This is a genomic window from Anaerocolumna cellulosilytica, assembly GCF_014218335.1.
GTDB classification, from domain to species: Bacteria; Bacillota; Clostridia; order Lachnospirales; family Lachnospiraceae; genus Anaerocolumna; species Anaerocolumna cellulosilytica.
Genome location: NZ_AP023367.1, coordinates 4486781 through 4508264, shown reverse-complemented (window position 1 = coordinate 4508264; position 21484 = coordinate 4486781). Strand labels below are relative to the sequence as shown.

At 35.7% G+C, this 21484-nt stretch carries 4 protein-coding genes; all 4 read left to right on the top strand.

Features of this window, described 5'->3' with window-relative positions:
- Nucleotides 1–24 precede the first annotated feature (24 nt).
- The 4 genes from acsn021_RS18685 to acsn021_RS18670 all read left to right on the top strand — a co-directional run bounded on the left by acsn021_RS18685 (nt 25) and on the right by acsn021_RS18670 (nt 21431).
- Entirely contained in the window at nt 25–7977 is a 7953-nt protein-coding gene (locus tag acsn021_RS18685) for a non-ribosomal peptide synthetase (RefSeq protein ID WP_184091627.1), read from the top strand.
- A 79-nt stretch (nt 7978–8056) separates the two neighbouring features.
- On the top strand, nt 8057–9334 hold the full coding sequence (gene fabD, locus acsn021_RS18680; protein WP_184091629.1) for an ACP S-malonyltransferase: 1278 nt from the start codon (nt 8057–8059) through the stop codon (nt 9332–9334).
- A gap of 3 nt (nt 9335–9337) precedes the next feature.
- Nucleotides 9338–13324, top strand: a complete 3987-nt coding sequence (locus acsn021_RS18675) for a type I polyketide synthase (RefSeq protein WP_184091631.1) — start codon at nt 9338–9340, stop codon at nt 13322–13324.
- Nucleotides 13314–21431 (top strand): non-ribosomal peptide synthetase, encoded by an 8118-nt coding sequence (locus acsn021_RS18670; protein ID WP_184091632.1) that lies wholly within the window; start codon nt 13314–13316, stop codon nt 21429–21431. The genes acsn021_RS18675 and acsn021_RS18670 overlap by 11 nt, the downstream gene beginning before the upstream one ends.
- Nucleotides 21432–21484: the final 53 nt, after the last annotated feature.

The window sequence follows — 21484 nt, the reverse complement described above, 5'->3', positions numbered from 1 at the left end:
AGTGCGACTGTTTTGGAGGAAAATATGTTGGATTTAAAAAGAATAAAATTAAATACAATAGGTTTAGGCGATATTCTCGCAGAAGATGATAACAGGCTTAATCGAATTTCTAGAAAGGATATAGCAGTCATAGGTATTGGAGGAAAGTTCGGCAGTTCGGATAGTATTGAAGCATTCTGGAATCAACTATGCGCAGGGAAAGATATGATAAGATCTTTCCCTAAAAGAAGGGACAGTCTCTATAAAAAATATAAGGATTTATGTAGAAAAAAAGGAATACTGTTAGAACAAGATGAGAGTTATAATAAAGCAGGATATTTGGAAGAAATTGAAGAGTTTGATTACGAGTTGTTTTCTATGTCTCCTAGTGAAGCAAAATTAATGGATCCCCACCAAAGATTATTCCTTCAGTGTGCACTTTCTGCATTAGAAAACGGCGGATATGGCGGAAACAGGGCGAAAGGATCAAATACAGGAATCTTTGTGGGTTTTAGCGATGATTTCAATTTTTCATATAATAATCTTATTTCTATTGTAGACCCTGCTGCAATACCAATGGCACTTACCGGTAATATAAAGTCTATTATTGCAAGCCGATTGGCATACCTGTTTGATATGAAAGGGCCAAGTATGCTTGTTAATACAGCTTGTTCCTCTTCGCTTGTTGCTGTCCATTTGGCATGTAAATCTCTGATTGCAGGAGAATGTGAAATGGCTATAGCCGGAGGGGTAAAGTTGTACCTTGAACCTCAAACAAAAGCGGAGAGCGGTGTGGGTATATTGTCTCATGACGGAAAAGCAAGAACATTTGATAACAGTTCTGAAGGAACAGGTTTGGGTGAGGGAGCTGGGGCAGTCTTACTAAAGCCTTTGAGTAAAGCGGTTGAAGATGGGGACTTAATTTATGCAGTAATTAAAGGAAGCTGCATAAACCAAGATGGGACTTCTGTAGGAATAACGGCTCCGAATCCTTCAGCACAAACCAATGTTATTGAAGGAGCGTGGAAAGATGCCGGTGTGGATCCTGAATCAATAACTTATATAGAAGCTCATGGAACAGGGACAAAACTAGGTGACCCAATTGAAATAATGGCAATTAATGAAGCTTTTAGAAAGCATACAGATAAAAAGCAATTTTGCGCAGTGGGATCTGTGAAATCAAATTTAGGACATCTGGATAGTGCAGCAGGGATAGCCGGACTAATTAAGTCCATACTATCTCTACATGAACGAAAGATCACGCCTCATTTGCACTTTAGATTGCCGAATGAAAAAATTAACTTTGAACAATCAGCAGTTTATGTGAATGACAGACTGACCAACTGGGAGAAAGGCCATTTCCCCCGTAGATGCGGAATAAGTTCTTTTGGATTGAGTGGTACAAATTGTCATATAGTTTTGGAAGAGGCGCCTGAAATAAAAGAGAAGAGACATTCGACATCAAAGAGACAAAGAGTACTTTGTTTGTCGGCAAAAAGCGTGATTGCGCTGGACCGATTGGTAGGACAGTATTATGAGTTGCTTTCGAAAAGAAAAGGCATTGAACTAGATGATTTGTGCTTCACATCAAATGCATGTAGAGGTCACTATGAAAACAGACTGGCTATTTTGTTTGAGAATATAGAAGATTTACTAGATATTCTTAATGAAATACAATCAAAGAGTGTAGCAAATGTTGAAGTGAAAAATGCTTATTACGGCCGACACAAATCTGTGCCTGATATAAAGCAAAATAAACTAAAGGGTGAAGTGACCCAGGCCGAGATTGGCGAAATAAGCTGCGAAGCCAATCGAATAATTAAGGAATATTTAGAACAGAGAAAGGGAGAACTTTTAAAAGAAATATGCATATTGTATATTTGTGGTGCAAAAGTGACATGGGAGGAACTATATAGGACTGCTGATACAAAAACAATTATACTTCCGGGGTATCCTCTTGAAAAGAAATGTTGTTGGCCGGATATGGATATAACAGAGGGCAGGAAAAGCAACTATAAGTTGGTACATTCCAATATCGTTAAGAGTCATAACATAGACATATATATGACGAAATTTAGTGTGGAGGACCATTGGATTCTATCAGAACACAAGGTAAGTGGGTCTTATGTTGTTCCAGGCACTACATATATAGAAATGATACTTCAAATTTTTGGTTTAAGCCGTAATGGCTGCATTCCCGAGTTTCAGGATATCCTGTTTTATACACCAATGAGTGTAGTTAAGGGGAAGGACAAGGAAGCTCATACAATTATTAAATATGGTTTAGAAGAGTACGCTGAATTTTCTGTCTCCTCAAGGAATAGTGAGGACGATGATACGTGGGTAAAACATGTAGATGGTAGAATAAAATTTATTGATGGAGAAAAGGTTTCTAACCAAAACATAAGTGAAATAATGGATAGGTGTAGCATGGAAAATTTTAAGAGTATCTATAAGGAAAGTGATGCAAGGATTGTAGAAGTCGGACCAAGATGGGATAATATTACTCAGGTATATGTTGGAAATGGAGAGGTTCTGGCTTTGATGGAACTAAAAGAACAATTCAGTGAAGATATGAATCAATATTATGTTCATCCGGCATTAATGGACTGTGCAGTAAATTTGGCTAATACTTACGTTGGTAGTGGACCGTTTCTCCCGTTTTTTTATGAGAATCTCAGAATATATGATAGAATACCACAAAAATTTTACAGCATTATTAAAAGAAATGATTTGGAAAATACTACTGGAGAAACAGCAAAGTTTGATATTGTTCTTACGAAGCTTTCAGGTGAAGTTTTTTCATTCGTTAAAAATTATACTGTTAAGCGGGTAAGGGAAGTTGATTTGGTTCCAAAGAAAAAGGAATCAAAGATTTTTCATGCAATAAAGTGGATACAAGATAAAAACATTAGAGAAGAATCTTTTGTAAAATCAGTCTTACTCTTTAAAAGCAATGCGAACTTTTGCAACAAGCTGATAAAGCAACTTAAGCAGCAAAAAGTAGAAGTAATTACAGTACAGGCAGGTGAAAACTACCAAAAAATTGATGACTACACCTTTAGCATAAATTTGAAACAAAGTAACTATAATATTTTATTTGATCAGCTGAGAAGTTATCAGTTTAGCCACATTGTTTTTATGTTGGATTTGTTTGATAACACATTAGACATAACAGATAACATAATTGGTAAAAGAGAAAGAAGTATAGACAGTCTTTTTTTTATTACAAAGGCCATTATTAATCATAAAATAACAAGGGATATAGAATTGGCCCTAGTTTCAGATCATACCGCGGCGGTAACTGGTAATGAAGAGTACATAAACCCATACGGTGCAGCTTTGTTTGGACTAGGAAAATCTATACAGGAAGAAAATAGTTCAATAAAATGCAGATGCCTTGATATTGATAAATCCACAGATGAAAAGACAATTGCTAATGAAATAATGTCTAAGAGAACTTCGTATAAAGTGGCATTTCGGGAAGGGTACAAGTATATAGAACAGTTATATGAAATGAATATTGAAGACCTAGAAGACAGCGGTATACAAATAAAGCAAAATGGATGCTATGTGATTACGGGGGGAACAGGAGGTTTGGGCATACAAATAGCCGCATACCTTGCGTCAAAAGATGCAAAAAACCTATGCTTAATTTCACGAAGCGGACTTCCGAAGCGAACAGATTGGAATACCATCATCAAAGAAAACAGTACTAAAGTGGCAAATACCATCCGTGAAATTATGCGCTTGGAAGAGATGGGTATTAATGTATCAGTATATGGGACGGATATATCAAATGAAAAGGAAGTTAATATAACACTTTGTAAAATAAAATCTTTATTCGGAAGTATAAATGGAGTGGTACATTGTGCAGGCGTAGCAGGAGATGGTATATTGGCAGCAAAGAATTTTAACACATTTAACCGTGTCATTTCCCCGAAAATAGATGGAACTTGCATTTTACATAAGCTTACACGACAGGATGAACTGGATTTCTTTGTGTTGTATTCTTCGGTATCATCAATTATGGGTGGCATAGGCCAAGGTGATTATTCCGCTGCCAACTCCTTCCTGGATGCTTTTGCAGGATATAGAAACCAGAGTGTACCAGGAACAGTGGCTATTAATTGGGCTCCATGGGCAGATACTGGAATGGCATACGATTATGGTCTTAAAGATACTGGGCTTTTTAAAATGCTGGATAACCAGACTGGTGTGGATGCTTTCAACAAGGTTATAAATAGACGTATAAGCAATATTATTGTAGGTAGACTAAATCCTGATGAGTTGAATAACTATACCAATAATAATTTAATTAAATATGATGGCAGAACCAAAGCAGATATCAAGGATAGTGGGAAAAAACAGATTGAGAGCCTGCAAGAAAAAAGATTTATAACTCTAAAAGGAAGGGCTGAAGGTAATTATACTGCTAGTGAAGCTTTAGTTGGACAGGCATGGGGCGAAGTACTCGGGCTTGATGAAATTGATATTTATGATGATTTCTATACACTTGGAGGGGATTCTATCCTCGCTATACATATAGTGAATGTGTTAAATAAATCAATCACAAAAAAAATAAACATCAGCGATTTATTTGAGAATCTCACAATTTTTCAATTGGCGGAGTATCTAAAACATGCAGTAAAAACGGAAATGACAATTGATAAACCCACTCAGATGCATGGGATAATAAAGCATAACTTGTCTAATGCGCAAAAGCGTATTTGGTTTTTACAAAAGCTTAATTCTGATATGGTAGCATATAATCTTCCTTCAACTCAGTACATGGAGACAAGACCAGACATGGATGCTCTTAACAGGGCATTAAATGAACTTATAGAGCGTCATTGGATGCTGAGGACAATTTTCGTTGAAGATAACGGAATACCAAAACAAATCATCTTAGACCGTCATTTAATGAGTTTTACAGTGATAGACTTAAGTAAGGATGAGAATGAAGTAAAGATTCTTCATGAAACCTTAGGTAATCAGAATCATACGGTTTTTGATATGTCCAAGCCGCTAATGCGAGCTTGTATTTATTTGTTATCTGGTTCGCGTTGCTGTTTGTATTTTAATTTCCACCACTTGATTATCGATGGCTGGGGTATTGACATATTTTTTAGAGAATTAATGGATTTATATTGTCACTACACGGAGGGACATAGTGCTAATTTAAAACCCGTCAAGATACAATATGTAAATTGGGTGGAACAGAGGGAAAAATGGGAAAAGGGAAATGAATTCAGGAAGATTGAGGAATATTGGCTCCAAGAGATATGCAACCCGATTCCACAGTTGAATCTGCCAGTGGATTATCAAAGACCTGTAATACAAACATACAATGGAAGCTCATTAAACTTTTGCATAGGCAAGGAACAAACTGACTTATTAAAAAAATTATCAAGAAAATGCAATACGACTCTTCATACAGTTTTGCTTGCCACATATTTTCTTTTTTTAGAAAAGATATCAGGAGATGAAGATATTATAATTGGAGTACCTGGCACGATGCGTGATAGTGAAGAAGCAGAAGCAGTGCTAGGGATTTTTGTGAATATGTTTTGTATGAGGTTGAAATTTAATGATATCCACAACCTAAATGAGCTTATAGAGGAAGTAAAGAGAAAAAGTTTGGATGCATATAAAAATTCAGGATATCCATTTGAAACTCTTGTTTCAAAAGTTAATCCGGAGAGGGATCTTTCAAGAAACACAGTGTTCAATACAGTATTCCAGTTCTATGATAATATTCCACCAGAAATTGAAGGTGTAAGTCAGTTTGAATTGAGTCTATTATCGAAAGAATCTAACGGTTCACTTGCATTGAGATTTGAGTTCAATACTGATTTATTCAAGCCAGATACAATAAAACGGTTTATAAGAAATTTTATGAATATTGTTAATCATATGGTTAGGGATAGTTGTATTGACTTGGCGAATATAGAAATACTTGATTGCAATTACAAAAATGATCTGTTACACAAATATACTAATCATATCAATTACACCTTTAACAAAGGATTGTGCGAGCTGATTGAGGAGAGGATGCTGCTAAACCCAGATAATATTTCAGTAGAATATGAGGGACAGTATCTGACAAATATAGAGTTGAATGATAGAGCAGATACATTAGGAAAAGTCCTCAAGGATAATGGTGCTGTGACAGATGTTCCAATTGGTATTATATGTGGTAGAAATTTAAATCTGATTTCTGGTTTGCTTGGGATACTAAAAGCAGGGACATGTTATGTACCGCTTGATCCTGATTATCCTTCCGAAAGGATTAGTTATATTGTGAAAAGTAGCGGTGCTAAGATTATTTTAGCTGAGAGCAGTCAACGTGACAAAGTAACAGCTCTGCTTGAGGATGGATGCAGCTTGGAGACGGTTGTATACATGAGTGAATCTGGAAAAACCTGTATTGAATCAATTGAAAGAAATAATGATATATGTATAAATAAGAAAAAAGATAATTATATCGACAATCTCATGTATATTATTTACACTTCAGGATCTACAGGACTGCCAAAAGGAGTCATGGTTACCCAGCAGAATGTTTTGAATTATTTAAAGTGGAGTATAGACGAGTTTAAACTGACACAATCAGATACGATGATGCTAATAACATCAGTGTGTTTCGACATATCAGTGTTTGAGATATTTGGTGCATTGCTAAGTGGAGCTAAATTGTGCATTGTGCCGTTAAATACACTACGAGATCCACATAAATTACTTGACTTCATTAACAATAAGCAGGTAAATATATGGCATTCGGTTCCAACGCTGATGGCACAACTACTTATAGCATTGGACAGCGACACTGAACAGGGACGGCTATCGTGCTTTAATTCAATGAGACATATTATGATTGGAGGAGAGGCATGGGGCATTCAACTGGCAAAAGAAATAAGGAAATTTTTCCGTAATGCAGATATAACAAATATGTATGGACCAACTGAAGCGACAATTTGGATAACAAGCTATCATATAGGAGATAATCTGGACAATCTTCAGACTTTACCGATTGGAAAACCTGTAGCGGGAAATACTATTTTAATTTTGGATGGTGCTAAAAAGTTATGTGATATAGGAATTACAGGAGAAATTTATGTTAAAGGAATTAATGTGACCAGAGGATACCATAATGATACTGAAAAGACCGCTTCATTCTTCACTACTTGGGACGATGGCTCGGTAGTATATAAAACAGGGGATTTTGGAAGATACATGGAAGACGGAAATATAGAATTTCTTGGAAGAAAAGATGGGCTGGTGAAGGTTAGAGGCTACAGAATAGAATTAGGAGAGATTGAAAATATATTACTAAAAAAAGGAGAGGTAGATGCCGTAGCAGTAGTTTCTAAAAAGTATGGAGAATCTAACCAACTGGCATGTTATTATACCAGCACTGCAAAAGTAAATACGGATGACTTAAAGGATTACCTGCGTAAGAAGCTTCCAGTATATATGATTCCGTCAATTATAATGCAACTTGACGAGATGCCCATTACCCCAAATGGTAAGATAGATAAGAATGCCCTACCAGATCCTAAAACAGCAGAAATTCAAACGCATTTAGAGCCTCCAGCTAGCATAGTGGAAAGGAAAATCGCAGAAATATGGTTTAGTATTCTTGGCACGAGGGAAATAAGTGTAAATGATAGTTTTTTTGATGTGGGTGGTGATTCATTCCTTGTAGTTCAAATCCATTCAAAAATAAGTCATGAGTTTGAGATGGATTTAACCGTAACAGATTTATTTAAGTACCATACAATAAGAGAACTAGCAGCGTATATAGTGTCAAAAGAACCAAAGACGGAAGCAAATGACAATAGGCTACTTAATGAGGTTAAGGAAGATATAATAGATGTTCTAGATGAAATGATGGACGATAAATTGGATATCGAGCAGGCTATGAAAAAACTTTTTGAAAAAAATGCTGGACAGTCCGCAACAAAACTGCCGCCAAGACTTGATACAGACCAATAAAAATAAATGTATATTTAGTCTATTAGAAAATCAACTTTACATATTAAAAATAATCAATTTTAAAATTTGGAGGTATCTTATGAATACAGCATTTCTTTTTCCGGGACAGGGAACTCAATTTATAGGTATGGGTAAGTATTTCTATGATAACTACTCCCCAGCAAAGGAAATTTTTGAAGAAGCAAATAATGCGCTGGGGTTTGATTTGAAAGAAATGTGCTTTAACGGGGATATAAATGAATTATCACTTACTGAGAATGCACAACCAGCAATTTTAACTGTAAGCTATATTATGTTTAGGTTTTTTATGGACAAGTTCCAGTTTGCACCAAAATATCTGGCCGGACACTCTCTTGGTGAGTATGTAGCCCTGACATGTGCGGAAGCTATTCCCTTTGCAGAAGCAATAAAGGTTGTACACCAACGTGGAAAATTTATGCAGGAAGCGATAAACGGAAGTACTGGCAAGATGTTGGCTATTAAAAGAAATGACATTGACAGCACTTTTATTGAAAGAGAGTGTACGAAGGAGTCAATCGGTGACGAGTCGGTAGTTATTTCTAACTACAACTCCCCAAATGAACTGGTAATTTCGGGTCATGCGGAAGCGGTAAGTCGTGTTGAAGCTAAAGTTTTGAGTATGGGTATGAACGCAGTACCTCTCAAAGTTAGTGCACCTTTTCACAGCCCTTTGATGAAAAGTGCAGCTATAAAGATGGAGAGGGTTTTGGAGGATTGTGAGTTCAAGATACCTAGATGGCCTATTATATCAAATGTATCGGCACTACCTTACAGATATGAAGACGATATTGTCGAACATATGACCGCTCAGATGATAAGTCCGGTAAGATGGCAGGAGTCAATGGAGTATTTGGAAAATCAGGATGTAACGGTAGTTATAGAGTTTGGTCCTAAAGGTATTTTAAAAAAGCTTACAAAGGAAAACGCTTCTAAAATTGATGTTTATTCGTTCAGTATTGAAGAGGATATTGAAAAATTCACCAATCTTTTTGAGTCAAGCTGGAAGGAACGTAAACTAGATTTTATAACAAAGTGTATTGCAACTGCTATATGTACTAAAAACAATAATGATATTGAAGAAGAATATCAAAAAGGCTTTGTTGAGCCCTACAGAGCTGTGAAGGAACTTGAAAAAAATCTCAGAGAACGAAATGTAGATCCCGAATCTGTGCAATTACAACAAGCTCTGACCATGCTTGAATCTACATTTAAAACGAAACAAACTCCTTTAGATGAACAGGCTGAAAGGTATGAAGAACTGTTTTACAGTACAGGCATGCTGTCTTTCTTTTCTGAATCCACACTACCTGCTGTTTTAAAACAACAAAGAGGTTGATATATGGATGACTTTTATGAAGCATATAAATATATTTTAGAAGGAGTAAAGTCAAAGCAGATAGATAAAAGAATAGGAGCTAGTATTATACATGCATTGCAGGAAAATGCAAGTGCAGGACAAAAGGACATAGCTATTATAGGAATGTCAGGTAGGTTCCCACGTGCACGAAATCTCGAGGAATTTTGGGACAATATAATAAAAAACGGTGCAGATGCTGTAGGGAGATTTCCTAAATCCAGAATGGCAGATATAACTCCTATTTTGCATCGTATTGATAATGCTGAAAAGGTAGAGTATAGATGTGGTGCATACCTTGAAGATATTAATAATTTTGACTACCAGTTTTTTCAAATGTCTTTAAGAGAAGCAAAATTGATGGATCCTAACCAAAGGATATTTCTGCAAACGGCATGGGAAGCGATTGAAGATGCAGGTTATGGTGGTAAATGTTTGACTGGAAGTTCAACAGGTATATATTTGGGCTATAGCTCAGATATGAATATTGAATATAAAAGTGCTATCCATCTTGCTCAGTCAGATATGGAGGGACTGGCATTGGCAGGGAACATTAAATCAATAATCGCAAGCCGGTTGGCATATATTCTTGATTTAAGAGGTCCCAGCATGCTAATTGATACTGCTTGCTCATCGTCACTGGTTGCGGTACATGCGGCATGTCAAGCTATTAGAAACAAGGAGTGTGATCAGGCTGTTACCGGAAGTATAAAGATATGTCTTGCTCCATTTTTGTATGATGATGAGGCAAGTGGTGTACAGATACTTTCTTTAGATGGAAGGGCTAAAACCTTTGATGATAATGCAGATGGGACGGGTCTTGGGGAAGGTGTGGCTGCTATTATGCTTAAGAGACTTGATAAGGCTCTTAGTGATGGCGACCGGATATATGCTGTTATTAAAGGAAGTGCTGTAAATCAGGATGGCAGTTCTATAGGTATAACCGCTCCAAACCCATTAGCTCAGGAACAGGTCATATTAAAAGCATGGGAAGATGCCGGTATAAATCCATCATCTATTTCATACATTGAAGCTCATGGTACAGGTACCCCATTGGGAGATCCTATTGAAATTGATGCAATTAGTAGTGCATTTAGAAAATATACTGAAAAAAAGCAGTTTTGTGCCGTTAGCTCAGTCAAGACCAATATAGGGCATCTTGATAATGCGTCAGGGATAGCAGGATTGATTAAAGTTGTACTAGCACTACAAAATAGAAAATTACCTGCAACAATAAATTACAGGAAGCCGAACAGAAATATTAATTTTGAAGAATCATCAGTTTATATAAATGATAAAACAAGCGAATGGGAAGTAAAGGAGCATCCGAGAAGAGCAGGTGTCAGTTCATTCGGTCTAAGCGGAACAAATTGCCATATGGTTTTGGAAGAAGCTCCAGACACCAAGATACAGGCTAAAAATGTCGCATCTACAGACAGTGCATATATTCTGGCATTATCTGCTAAAAGTTTGGAATCACTAAATAGTTTGATAGGTGAATATCTAAACTTTCTAAAGCACTCTGGTCACATAAGTATGGGTGATTTGTGCTATACAGCTAATACTGGAAGAGGACATTATAGTCATAGGCTGGTATTGATGTTTGACAACAAAGACATGCTTATGAAGAGTTTAGAGGGTTTGCAAATAATAGGTGAGCTGAATGACGATGAAAGAGGTTTATTCTATAAGGAACACAAAGTTGTAAGGGTAAAGGACAACCTGATAAATATTGAAGGCATAACGGAAGCGGAGAAATTTGCATTAACCACTGTGGCCAATGATAAAATTAAGAGGTTAATGTATGATGGTAATGTTAAGAGCAGTGAAATTTTAAAGGAGTTATGCAAACTATATATAAATGGTGCTGAAATAAATTGGACAGACTTTTTTAAGAATAAAATGTTTAAAAGAATTAAAATTCCATTCTACCCATTTTTAAAGCAAAGAGTATGGCTTGATACAGGTATATGTTCAGATAAAAACAAAGCAGACACAAATAGAAATACTTCATGGAATAACTTTTATAAGATGTCATGGAGAAAATGCCCCCTTTCAGTAAGTGAGCCGAGTATGCTAATAGGTACTACATTAGTGTTTTACAAAGAAAAAAACAGTTTTATTGAAAGGCTAATAAAATATATTGAAGCTCTGGGTTCAAAATGCGTAGTAATTTCCATGATAAACGATTCCTTTCAGACAACTATACATGGGTATTCTATTAGCTCTAAAGCAGAACATTACATAAAACTTATGAACACATTAAGTCAACATAACATTAATAATATCTTATTTACTGATATTAAAGAGAATGAAGTATTTGAAACAGGAAGCTACAAAGAGGAGCTTGCTGTAATAGATAACGAAAATACGTATAACCTTTTTTATCTAACAAAAAGTCTACTAGAGGCTGGACTTACCAGTAGAATCAAAATGCTGGTTCTTTCCAATAATGCTTACAAGGTCAAAGATGAAGTGATAATCCGCCCGGATAGTGCATCATTATTTGGTTTTGCAAGGGTCATAAAGAACGAGTACCCAAACTTAATGTGTAAGTGTATTGATATCTCAGAAAGTACAGAACTTAGAGATATATTAAGAGAATTGAATACTGATGAATTACAATCGCAAGTGATATACAGAAATGGAGAACGATATATTGAAGAACTTGATATTCTTGACTTGGACTTGTTAGAAAATGCTAAGATACAAATCAGAGAGCAAGGAGTTTATATAATCACAGGAGGGGTTGGAGGCATTGGGCTTGAAATAGCAAAATACCTTTCATCTCAGAATAAAGTGAAGCTCGCGATGATTAATCGGACAGCTTTCCCATTGGATATTGAATGGGAGGAGATACTTCGATTGAAGAAGGATGAAAAAATATGCAGGAAGATAGAGAAGTTAAAAGAAATACAAAGCTTTGGATCTGAAGTTAGATTGCATTGTGCAGATGTTTCTGATGAAAATGCTATGCGGGAAGTAATTTATGCAGTTAGAGCTGAATGGGGGAGGATAAATGGGGTCATACATTGTGCAGGAATCGCAGGAAAAGATTTTATTTTTAGAAAAAATGAATCTCAGTTTGCAGAAGTTTTGAAACCAAAAGTTGCAGGAACATTAATTTTGGATAAACTTACCTGTAGGGATGAATTGGACTTATTTGTATTATTTTCTTCAAATAGCTCATTTCTTGCGGAAGCAGGACAAGGGGATTATGCAGCAGCAAACAGTTTTATGGATGCTTACTCTATTTACAGGAGACTGAAAGGGAAAAGGACAATAACAATTAACTGGCCTGCTTGGAAGGAAATTGGAATGGCACTAGACTACGGGGTAAACAAGGATGGTGCTTTTAAAGCAATAACTACTGGTGATGCAATAACAGCATTTGCCAAGGTGCTGGAAAAAGATGTTAGCAATGTAATTGTAGCTGAATTAAATTGTGAAAATATTAGTCTTAACGATTTGGATACTATAAGTGTTTCAGAAAGAGTCAAATTACTTATCAACAATGAAAGAGTATTGAATCAGAAGGCTATGGATAGTATATCAACTCATAGTAAAACTTCTACACCTGTAGAGATGAAGGGGAGAAAGAATAGCGAGTACAATGAAGCAGAAAGCATTATAGCCCAAATTTGGGGAGATGTACTAGAAATGAAGGAAGTTAATATATATGAGTCTTTTCATGATCTTGGGGGAGATTCCATATCAGCAAGTATTCTTGTACAAAAAATTAATAAGGAATATCCGAATGTCCTGAATGTAGTAGATATATATACATATCCTACTGTAGTACAGATGGCAGAATTTGTTGCTGCAACTCTTCAGCAGAACAAAAATAAGAAGAATGAAATAATTTTTAGTGAAGAAGATAGCTTGATGAATACACTTAGGAGCTTGAGAACAGGAGAGGTATCTCTGGATGAGTCATTGGAAATATTGAATAAGGAGTGGTATGATGATTAACAAAAACTCAAATCTGTCAGCAATCAACAAGTATATACTTGCCTTGGTTAAAAACGGAGAAATCAAAGAAGACTACGCATACAACATTCTGAAAGCCATAAACAATCAGGGTAAGAAAGAAGCAGCTGATAGTTCAAAAGATATTGCAATCATAGGAGTGGCATGTCATTTTCCCGATGCTGATAATGTAGAGACGTATTGGAAAAATCTTCTTAATGAGGTTCATAGTGTAAAAAGATTTCCTGAAAATCGTTTGAGCGATTTAGAGTTATTTTCCCCTGGCATAAAGAATAGGATAAAAAATTCAAAACTTAAAGCTGGTTATCTTGAAGAAATATTTGAATTTGACGCTTCTTATTTCCGTATCTCACCAAAAGAGGCATCCTTTATGGATCCGATACAGCGGATGTTCTTGCAGACAGCTTTTGAAGCTATAGAGGATTCGGGGTATGGCGGAAGGGTTTTGAAAAATAGTAATACCGGCGTATTTGTTGGACTTGATACTACAAGTACTTCTCTTTATAGAAGTATGTTAGATGAAGATAATATATTGTCTCTCACGGGAGCATTGACTGGGATAATTGCAAGCAGAATATCATATATTCTTGACCTTCATGGACCTGCTATGGTGGTTGACACTGCTTGCTCATCGGGTCTAGTAGCCATCCATGACGCTTGCAGCTCACTAAGAAATGATGATTGCAAAATGGCAATTGCTGGTGGAATTAATATTATAGTACATCCTTCAACTGATGTGGGTGTATCTGAAATAGAGTCCAGTAGCGGCAAATTGAGAGCATTTGACAGAAACGCTGGTGGGACTTTATGGGGAGAAGGAGTTGGAGCTCTTATATTAAAACCACTGGATATGGCTGTTAAGGATGGCGATAATATCTATGCAGTGATTAAGGGAAGCTCTGTGAATAATGACGGAGCTTCAAACGGAATAACCGCACCAAATGTAACTGCACAGATTGACGTAATTATAAATGCATGGAAGAATGCCGGTGTTAATCCGGAGTCTATCAGATATATTGAAACTCATGGTACAGGAACCTTACTAGGTGATCCAGTAGAAATAAAGGGTATTACTGAAGCCTTCAGAAAGTACACTTCAAAAAAGCAGTTTTGCGGAATTGGCTCGGTAAAATCTAACATCGGGCATACGGTAGCAGCTTCGGGAGTAGCATCGCTGTTAAAGGTTTCAATGATACTAAAAAATAAATTAATACCATCCGCAATTAACTTCGATTGCCCCAATACCTTAATCAACTTTGATGACTCACCGGTATATGTTGTAAATAAGCAGACAATGTTTGAAGTCGGGAGCGTACCATTAAGAGCCGGAGTCAGTGCTTTTGGATTTAGTGGGACAAATTGTCATATAGTATTGGAGGATGCGCCTTCTCGTAAAAATCAGGATGGTCAAGACTGTATCGGAGATAGGATATTTACTATTTCAGCAGCGTCCAAATCCACTTTATTACAACTGTTAGAGAGATACTGCAGTTTTTTGAATTCTCATAAAAGTGTAGATGTAAAGGATCTTTGTTATACAATAAAAACTGCAAGACCCCATTATTCATATCGGGTGGTCATCTTATTTAATAAGAAATCTGAGTTGAGGAATCGATTGAAAAATGCTATAGATATTATTTCCATGGAAGAAACTACAAGTGAGAATATATTTTATGGATGGCATAGGATTATTCATAACTCTAGCGAAGTAAAAAACAGCTTTGAGATAACTGAAGAGAAAAAAAAAGAATTGAATAAAGCTGCTAATAAGAAACTTAATTTGTTAGCTTCTCAAAGCATCTTTGATAACGTACTTATGAAAGAAATATGCTTATTATATACACAAGGGGCTGACATTGATTGGGAGATGGTATACCCAAGTATGAGAACCAAAATAGGAGGCTTACCACTATATCCATTTGAAAAAAAGAAACATATTGTTAAACCATCAAAAAATGTTAAAGAGGTAGATTTTAATACCATTGACCATTACTTGCTAGATAATTGTTTAGCTGTATCTATGCAGCAGGATATTTATGTTTCCACTTTTTCATTAAAGAAAGACTGGGTTTTAAATGAACATAGAATTGCTGGAAGACCAACTGTGCCAGGGGTAACATACTTAGAAATAGTGCGCGCTGTAGCTGAAAATTATTTTCCAAACCAAAGTATTGAACTTAGAAATGTTGTTTTTATGACCCCGTTGTATATAGAAAGTGATGAAATCCGAGAGGTCCAAACAGTCATCTATAAAGATGATGTAGATTATTTAGAATTTAAGGTGATTAGTAGGCAGAATCATTTTAGCACATATAAGGAGGAAAAATGGATTACCCACGTTACCGGGAAAATATTGAGTATATCTTCTAATATTGGTGAGAACTATGATATTGAACAGTTAAAGACAAGGCTTAATTGTCAGAACTATTCTTCAAAAATTGATTTGAACAATCCACGTTCAATATCTACAGAGATTTTTGACTGGGGTCCAAGATGGGATAATCTGAAAGAAATATATACCGGAGAAGAAGTACTTTTGGAACTGGAGCTTCCGGCAAAATATGCTGAAGATTTAAGAACCTGCTGGTTGCATCCTGCACTAATGGATAACGCAGCAAACTGGGTGGCTTTCAATACGGCTGAGGGTGTACATCTACCTCTTATGTATAGCAGCCTGAAAATATATGGCAGGATGCCAATACGGTTTTATGCATACATAACCCGTACATACAGTAAAGACGAAAAAATGACAAAACATAGTGAAACATTAAATTCTGATATACTGTTGTTGGATGAAAACGGGAAAGTATTTGCTTTTGCTGAACAATATGTTATAAAACGTGTCCATAATTTGGACATGGTGTTTAATAAACAAGTTGCTAGCAAATCAATAAATATGTATCACACAATTAAATGGATAGAAGATGCGTTGCTAAAGGAAAAAGTACGTGATAGCAATGGTTCCATACTTGTAATCAACGGTCACAATTCACTGTCACATAAAGTACTTGAAGGTCTCTATGAAAATACATGTGATATCATAGAAGTTGAGATAGGTGAATCCTATTGTAAGGTAAACAATAACCTGTACAAATTGAACGGCAGCTATGATGAGTATCTGAAATTGGTTGATGATGTAAAGGCGAGAAACATATCTAGGATACTTCATATGGCTTCAACGGATGATTATTCCGGAAGTGGCGATATAGAAAATCTCAAAATTAATCTTAACAAGGGCATATATAGTATGTACTACCTGGTAAAAGCATTGATGATTAAGAAGCTACCGATGGATATTAAGATAACTGTTGTGTCAAATTATGCAGACAGTATAACAGGTGATGAAAAAGAAATAAGACCATATAATTCTTCATTAGTTGCTTTCATGAATGTTGTTAGGCAGGAATATCCTACATTAAGATGCAGGTCTATAGATATAGATGAGCATACGAAATCGTCCCAAGTACTTAATGAAATTATCCATGGTAAAGATAATTTTAAAACAGCATACAGAAATGGAAAAAGATATATTGAAAAGTTCCAGGAGATTGACATAGATGTAATTCAAGATAATGATATTCAAATTAGTGATAGCGGAGTATATGTTATCACTGGAGGAACAGGGGGGATTGGCCTTGAAATTGGGGAGTATTTTGCCTCAAAAAAAAGAGTCAAACTAGTACTACTCAATAGAAGTGTCTTTCCATCCAGAGAAAAATGGCGTGAAATACTTAAGAAAAATGAAAACACCAAATTATGTAGCAAAATAAAGAAAATACAAGCTATTGAAGCTACTGGAACGACTGTTATTATGTACAGTGTAGATATCTCTGATGAAAAAATACTAGAGACCACTTTAGATGATATCAGGAGCAGATATGGGAAGATAAGAGGTGTTGTACACAGTGCAGGAGTTGCTGGAGAAAAAATAATTCTTACGAAGGATGAAAACAGGTTTAACGAAGTTTTAAAGCCTAAAATTGATGGGACATGGCTTTTAGATAAGCTTACTTCCCAGGATAATCCGGATTTTTTTGTCATGTTTTCTTCAACGAGTTCCTTTCTAGGAGGAGTAGGACAGGGTGATTATGCAGCAGCAAACAGTTACCTTGATTCATATGCTGCATACAGAAGCAAAAAAGGTGGAAGAACTTTAACAATTAATTGGCCAGCATGGGATGAAACAGGAATGGCAGTTGATTACGGTGTAAATAAAGACAATGTTTATTTTAAGGGTATATCTACGAGAGATGCAATTGATGCTTTTGAGAAAGTATTAGGTAAAGATATACAGAGAGTCATAGTAGCTGCCGTAAGTTTTGATTATGAAACATTGCAGTCATTAGAAACCAACCTGTTTAAGATATCAGATAGCATTATAACAGAGGTTAAAAAGCACAGTGAAAAAGGAAAAATGAAATCTGACAGTTTTAGAAAGGTTAAGCTAAAGGGCAGAGTACATGATGATTATACCAAACTTGAAAAAGAAGTTTCTTCTATTTGGTCATATGTTCTGGGAGTAGACGAACTCGATATATATGAAGACTTTTACAGTTTGGGAGGGGATTCCATTCAGGCAATTCAGATAGCTAACCTTATAAAAGATAGGTATATTTATTCTGTTGATATTGCTGATGTTTTTGAGTACCCGACAATTGAACGTTTCTCCAATTACATAGAGTATAAAAATACCACAGTTGATATGAAAAATGGTAGTAGTAAGTCGACCACTACTACTCAAGAATTGGAAGTTTTAAGCGATAGCCAGGTAGATATTTCTGCTAAAGTGCCAGATATTACGGATGTTTCTTTTAACAAAGAATACCGGTTATCAAGTACTCAGAGAAGAATGTGGTTTTTACAAAATTATGATCCTGAGATAACAGTATACAATTTATCCTTATTACGGACAGTCAACTATGAGCTGGATACAGTACTTATTAAAAAATCAGTTAATGCATTGATACTTAGACATACCATTCTCAGGACAATCTTTAAAGAAACGAAAGGTACACCTACTCAGATTATAGTAGATAAGCCGGAAATAGATATCCAAGTTATTGGCTCGCCGGATAATAAAGACGGTGAGATATTACTTAAAAAGATAATAGCAGAAGAAAATAAAAAGCCATTTGATTTGAGTAAAATACCCATGAAGATCAGAGTAATAAAGATGGATAAAACGAAAAGCTATATTTATATTAACATACATCATATTATAACTGATGGGTGGAGTATCGAAATTTTGTTTAAGGAATTAATACAAATTTATGATTCTTATAAGAATAATCTTGCCGTCAGTGTAAAACCACAACAACCTATGTACGTCAATTGGGCAGAAATGCAGAATGATTGGCTGGAAAGTACTGAAGCAAAATTAATGGAAGAGTATTGGGTAGAGGAACTATCAAAGCCCTTGCCAATACTGAACTTTCCAGCTGACTTTGTAAGGCCTCAATTGCAAACCTATAATGGTAGTTTTATTAAATTTGTAATCAATGCTGAACAAACAAAGAAGTTCAGGGAAATGTCGAAAAGAAACACATTAACTCCATATATGCTAATGTTGGCTACTTATTTTCTATTGCTAAAGAAGATAACACTTGATGATGATATCATTGTTGGATTCCCGATAGCTGGAAGGGATGACAAACAATTTGAAAATGTCATGGGGCTTTTTATCAATACTTTGTGTATAAGGATTAATTTTAAAGAAATAAAAACAGTTGATGATTTATTAAAGGTTATCAAGGAGAAGTGTATCCGGGCTTATAGGAATGGTAAATATCCCTTTGATATGGTGGTTTCGAAAGTAAATCCAGAACGGGACTTAAGCAGAAGCCCAGTATTTAGTGCAATGTATCAGTTCTACGATAATATACCTCCTGAAATGGAGGAGCTTAGCCAATACGAAATTAGTCTTTTGTGCAGAGATTTAGACGATGAAATTGAGGTACGTATTGAATATAATACAGATCTTTTCAAAAGAGGAAGTATTGAATATATTAAGCAGTATTTTGTTTGTATTCTGACGGAATTGCTACAAGATCAGCATAAAGATTTAAGTAGTATTCAATTATTGTCCGAAAGTGAAAAAGCCCTTTTAATAAAGCAGTTCAGTGCAGAAGAAGAGCCAATTAGAAATGCTACAACGAATGAAATGTTTGAGGAGCAGGCAAATAAAAGGCCAGATTCAATTGCCTTGATATCTGAATATGAAAAGCTGACGTATAAAGAGCTGAATAATAGGGCTAATCAAATAGCAAATTTACTACGGAAACAAGGAGTATTACCTGATACACCTGTTGGAATTATGACAGGAAGGGGAACCAATACAATTACAGGAATACTCGGTATACTAAAAGCAGGAGGTACTTACATACCTATAGACCCAGGATTTCCGGTAGCAAGAATAAACTATATGATATGCCATAGTGGCATGAGGATATTACTGACAGAAACACAGCAGTTTGAAAATGTGAGTAAATTGCTGGAGGAAGAGAATAACTTAGAGACATTGTTTATTCTTAATGGAAGAAATGCTGAAAAGTTAAGAAAGATTAAGATAATCTATACTGAAGAGGACGTTGCAGAGCAAAGTACTGAAAATTTACCTCCAGTTAATACTGGAAATAGCTTGATGTATATCATATATACATCAGGTTCAACAGGATTGCCCAAAGGTGTAATGGTAACACATTCCAATGCGGTAAATTATATCAATTGGAGTATTAAGGATTCTAAGATATGTTCGGCTGATAAGATGATGTTGGTTACGTCGGTAAGCTTTGACATATCAGTTTTTGAGATATTTGGGGCTCTATTGAGTGGTGCCAGCTTATATATAGTTTCAGAAGAAAGGATTAGTAATACAGAATTGCTGCTAGAATCTATTAAAAAAGAGCAGTTGACAATATGGCATTCAGTTCCAACGCTAATAAGACAAGTTCTTATGATCCAAAAACAAGAAAAAGATTGTGGAGTAGATTTTTCTGGAATAAGGCGTGTAATGATTGGCGGAGAGGCATGGAGTGTGGAGCTGGCGAAATCAATCAGAGAGAACTTTACAAATGCTGAAGTTATCAATATGTATGGTCCAACAGAAGCAACGATATGGGTAACTAGTTATAAAGTTAACGATGAAATAGATAAGTTGCCAAGAATACCTATTGGAAAGCCAATAGATAACAATAAGATACTTATTCTTGATGACAACATGAAATTATGTCCTGTAGGGGTAGAAGGTGACATATATATCAGCGGGGCAAATGTAACACCAGGATACTATAGGGATGAGGAAAAGACGGCAGAGGCATTTAGTAACTTTGATGAAACAGGTGAAAGAATCTATAAGACCGGCGATAAGGGGAGATACTTGTCGAATGGGAATGTAGATTATCTGGGGAGAAATGACGGTATGACCAAGGTCCGGGGATACCGTATTGAAATTGGTGAAATCGAGAGTGTCATGTTGGAATATGACTCAATTAAAGAGGTAGCCGTCATTGGGAAAAAAGCAGAGGAATCAAGTAGACTTGTGTGTTTCTATGTTACTGATGAGGAACAGCCCATTGATAGGATAAGGAAGCATCTTCAGTCAAAACTGCCTGAATATATGATTCCATCACAATTTATACATCTGGATCATATACCCTTAACCCCTAATGGAAAAATTGACAGAAAAACACTTTCCAGTATGGAAGTCTCGGAAAGACCGCTTCTGGAGCATGAGTATGTAAGACCGGTTACTGAAATCGAAACCTTTCTTGCAGATATATGGCAAAGCCTATTAAATACTAAATTGGTTGGTGTACATGACAATTTCTTCGCTATTGGGGGAGATTCATTTCTTGCTAACCGAATGTATGCAAGAATTGAGGAAAAATATCCGGGAGAAGTTGCAATCGTAGATATATTTACATATCCCACCATAGCAAAGCTCTCAGGATATATTCAGGCTAAAAACGTTACTGATGGTATGGAAAGCAGTCAGAGAATTGCAAAAGAAATGGAAAGTTTATTTTCAGATATGGAAAAAGGTGAAATTGATATTGATGAAGCTGTAAGAAAGATTAATAAGATGAATTAGATTAATATTAAGTCGGTATAAGGGCTAAAAAATACAATGTATCAGGCGGATAT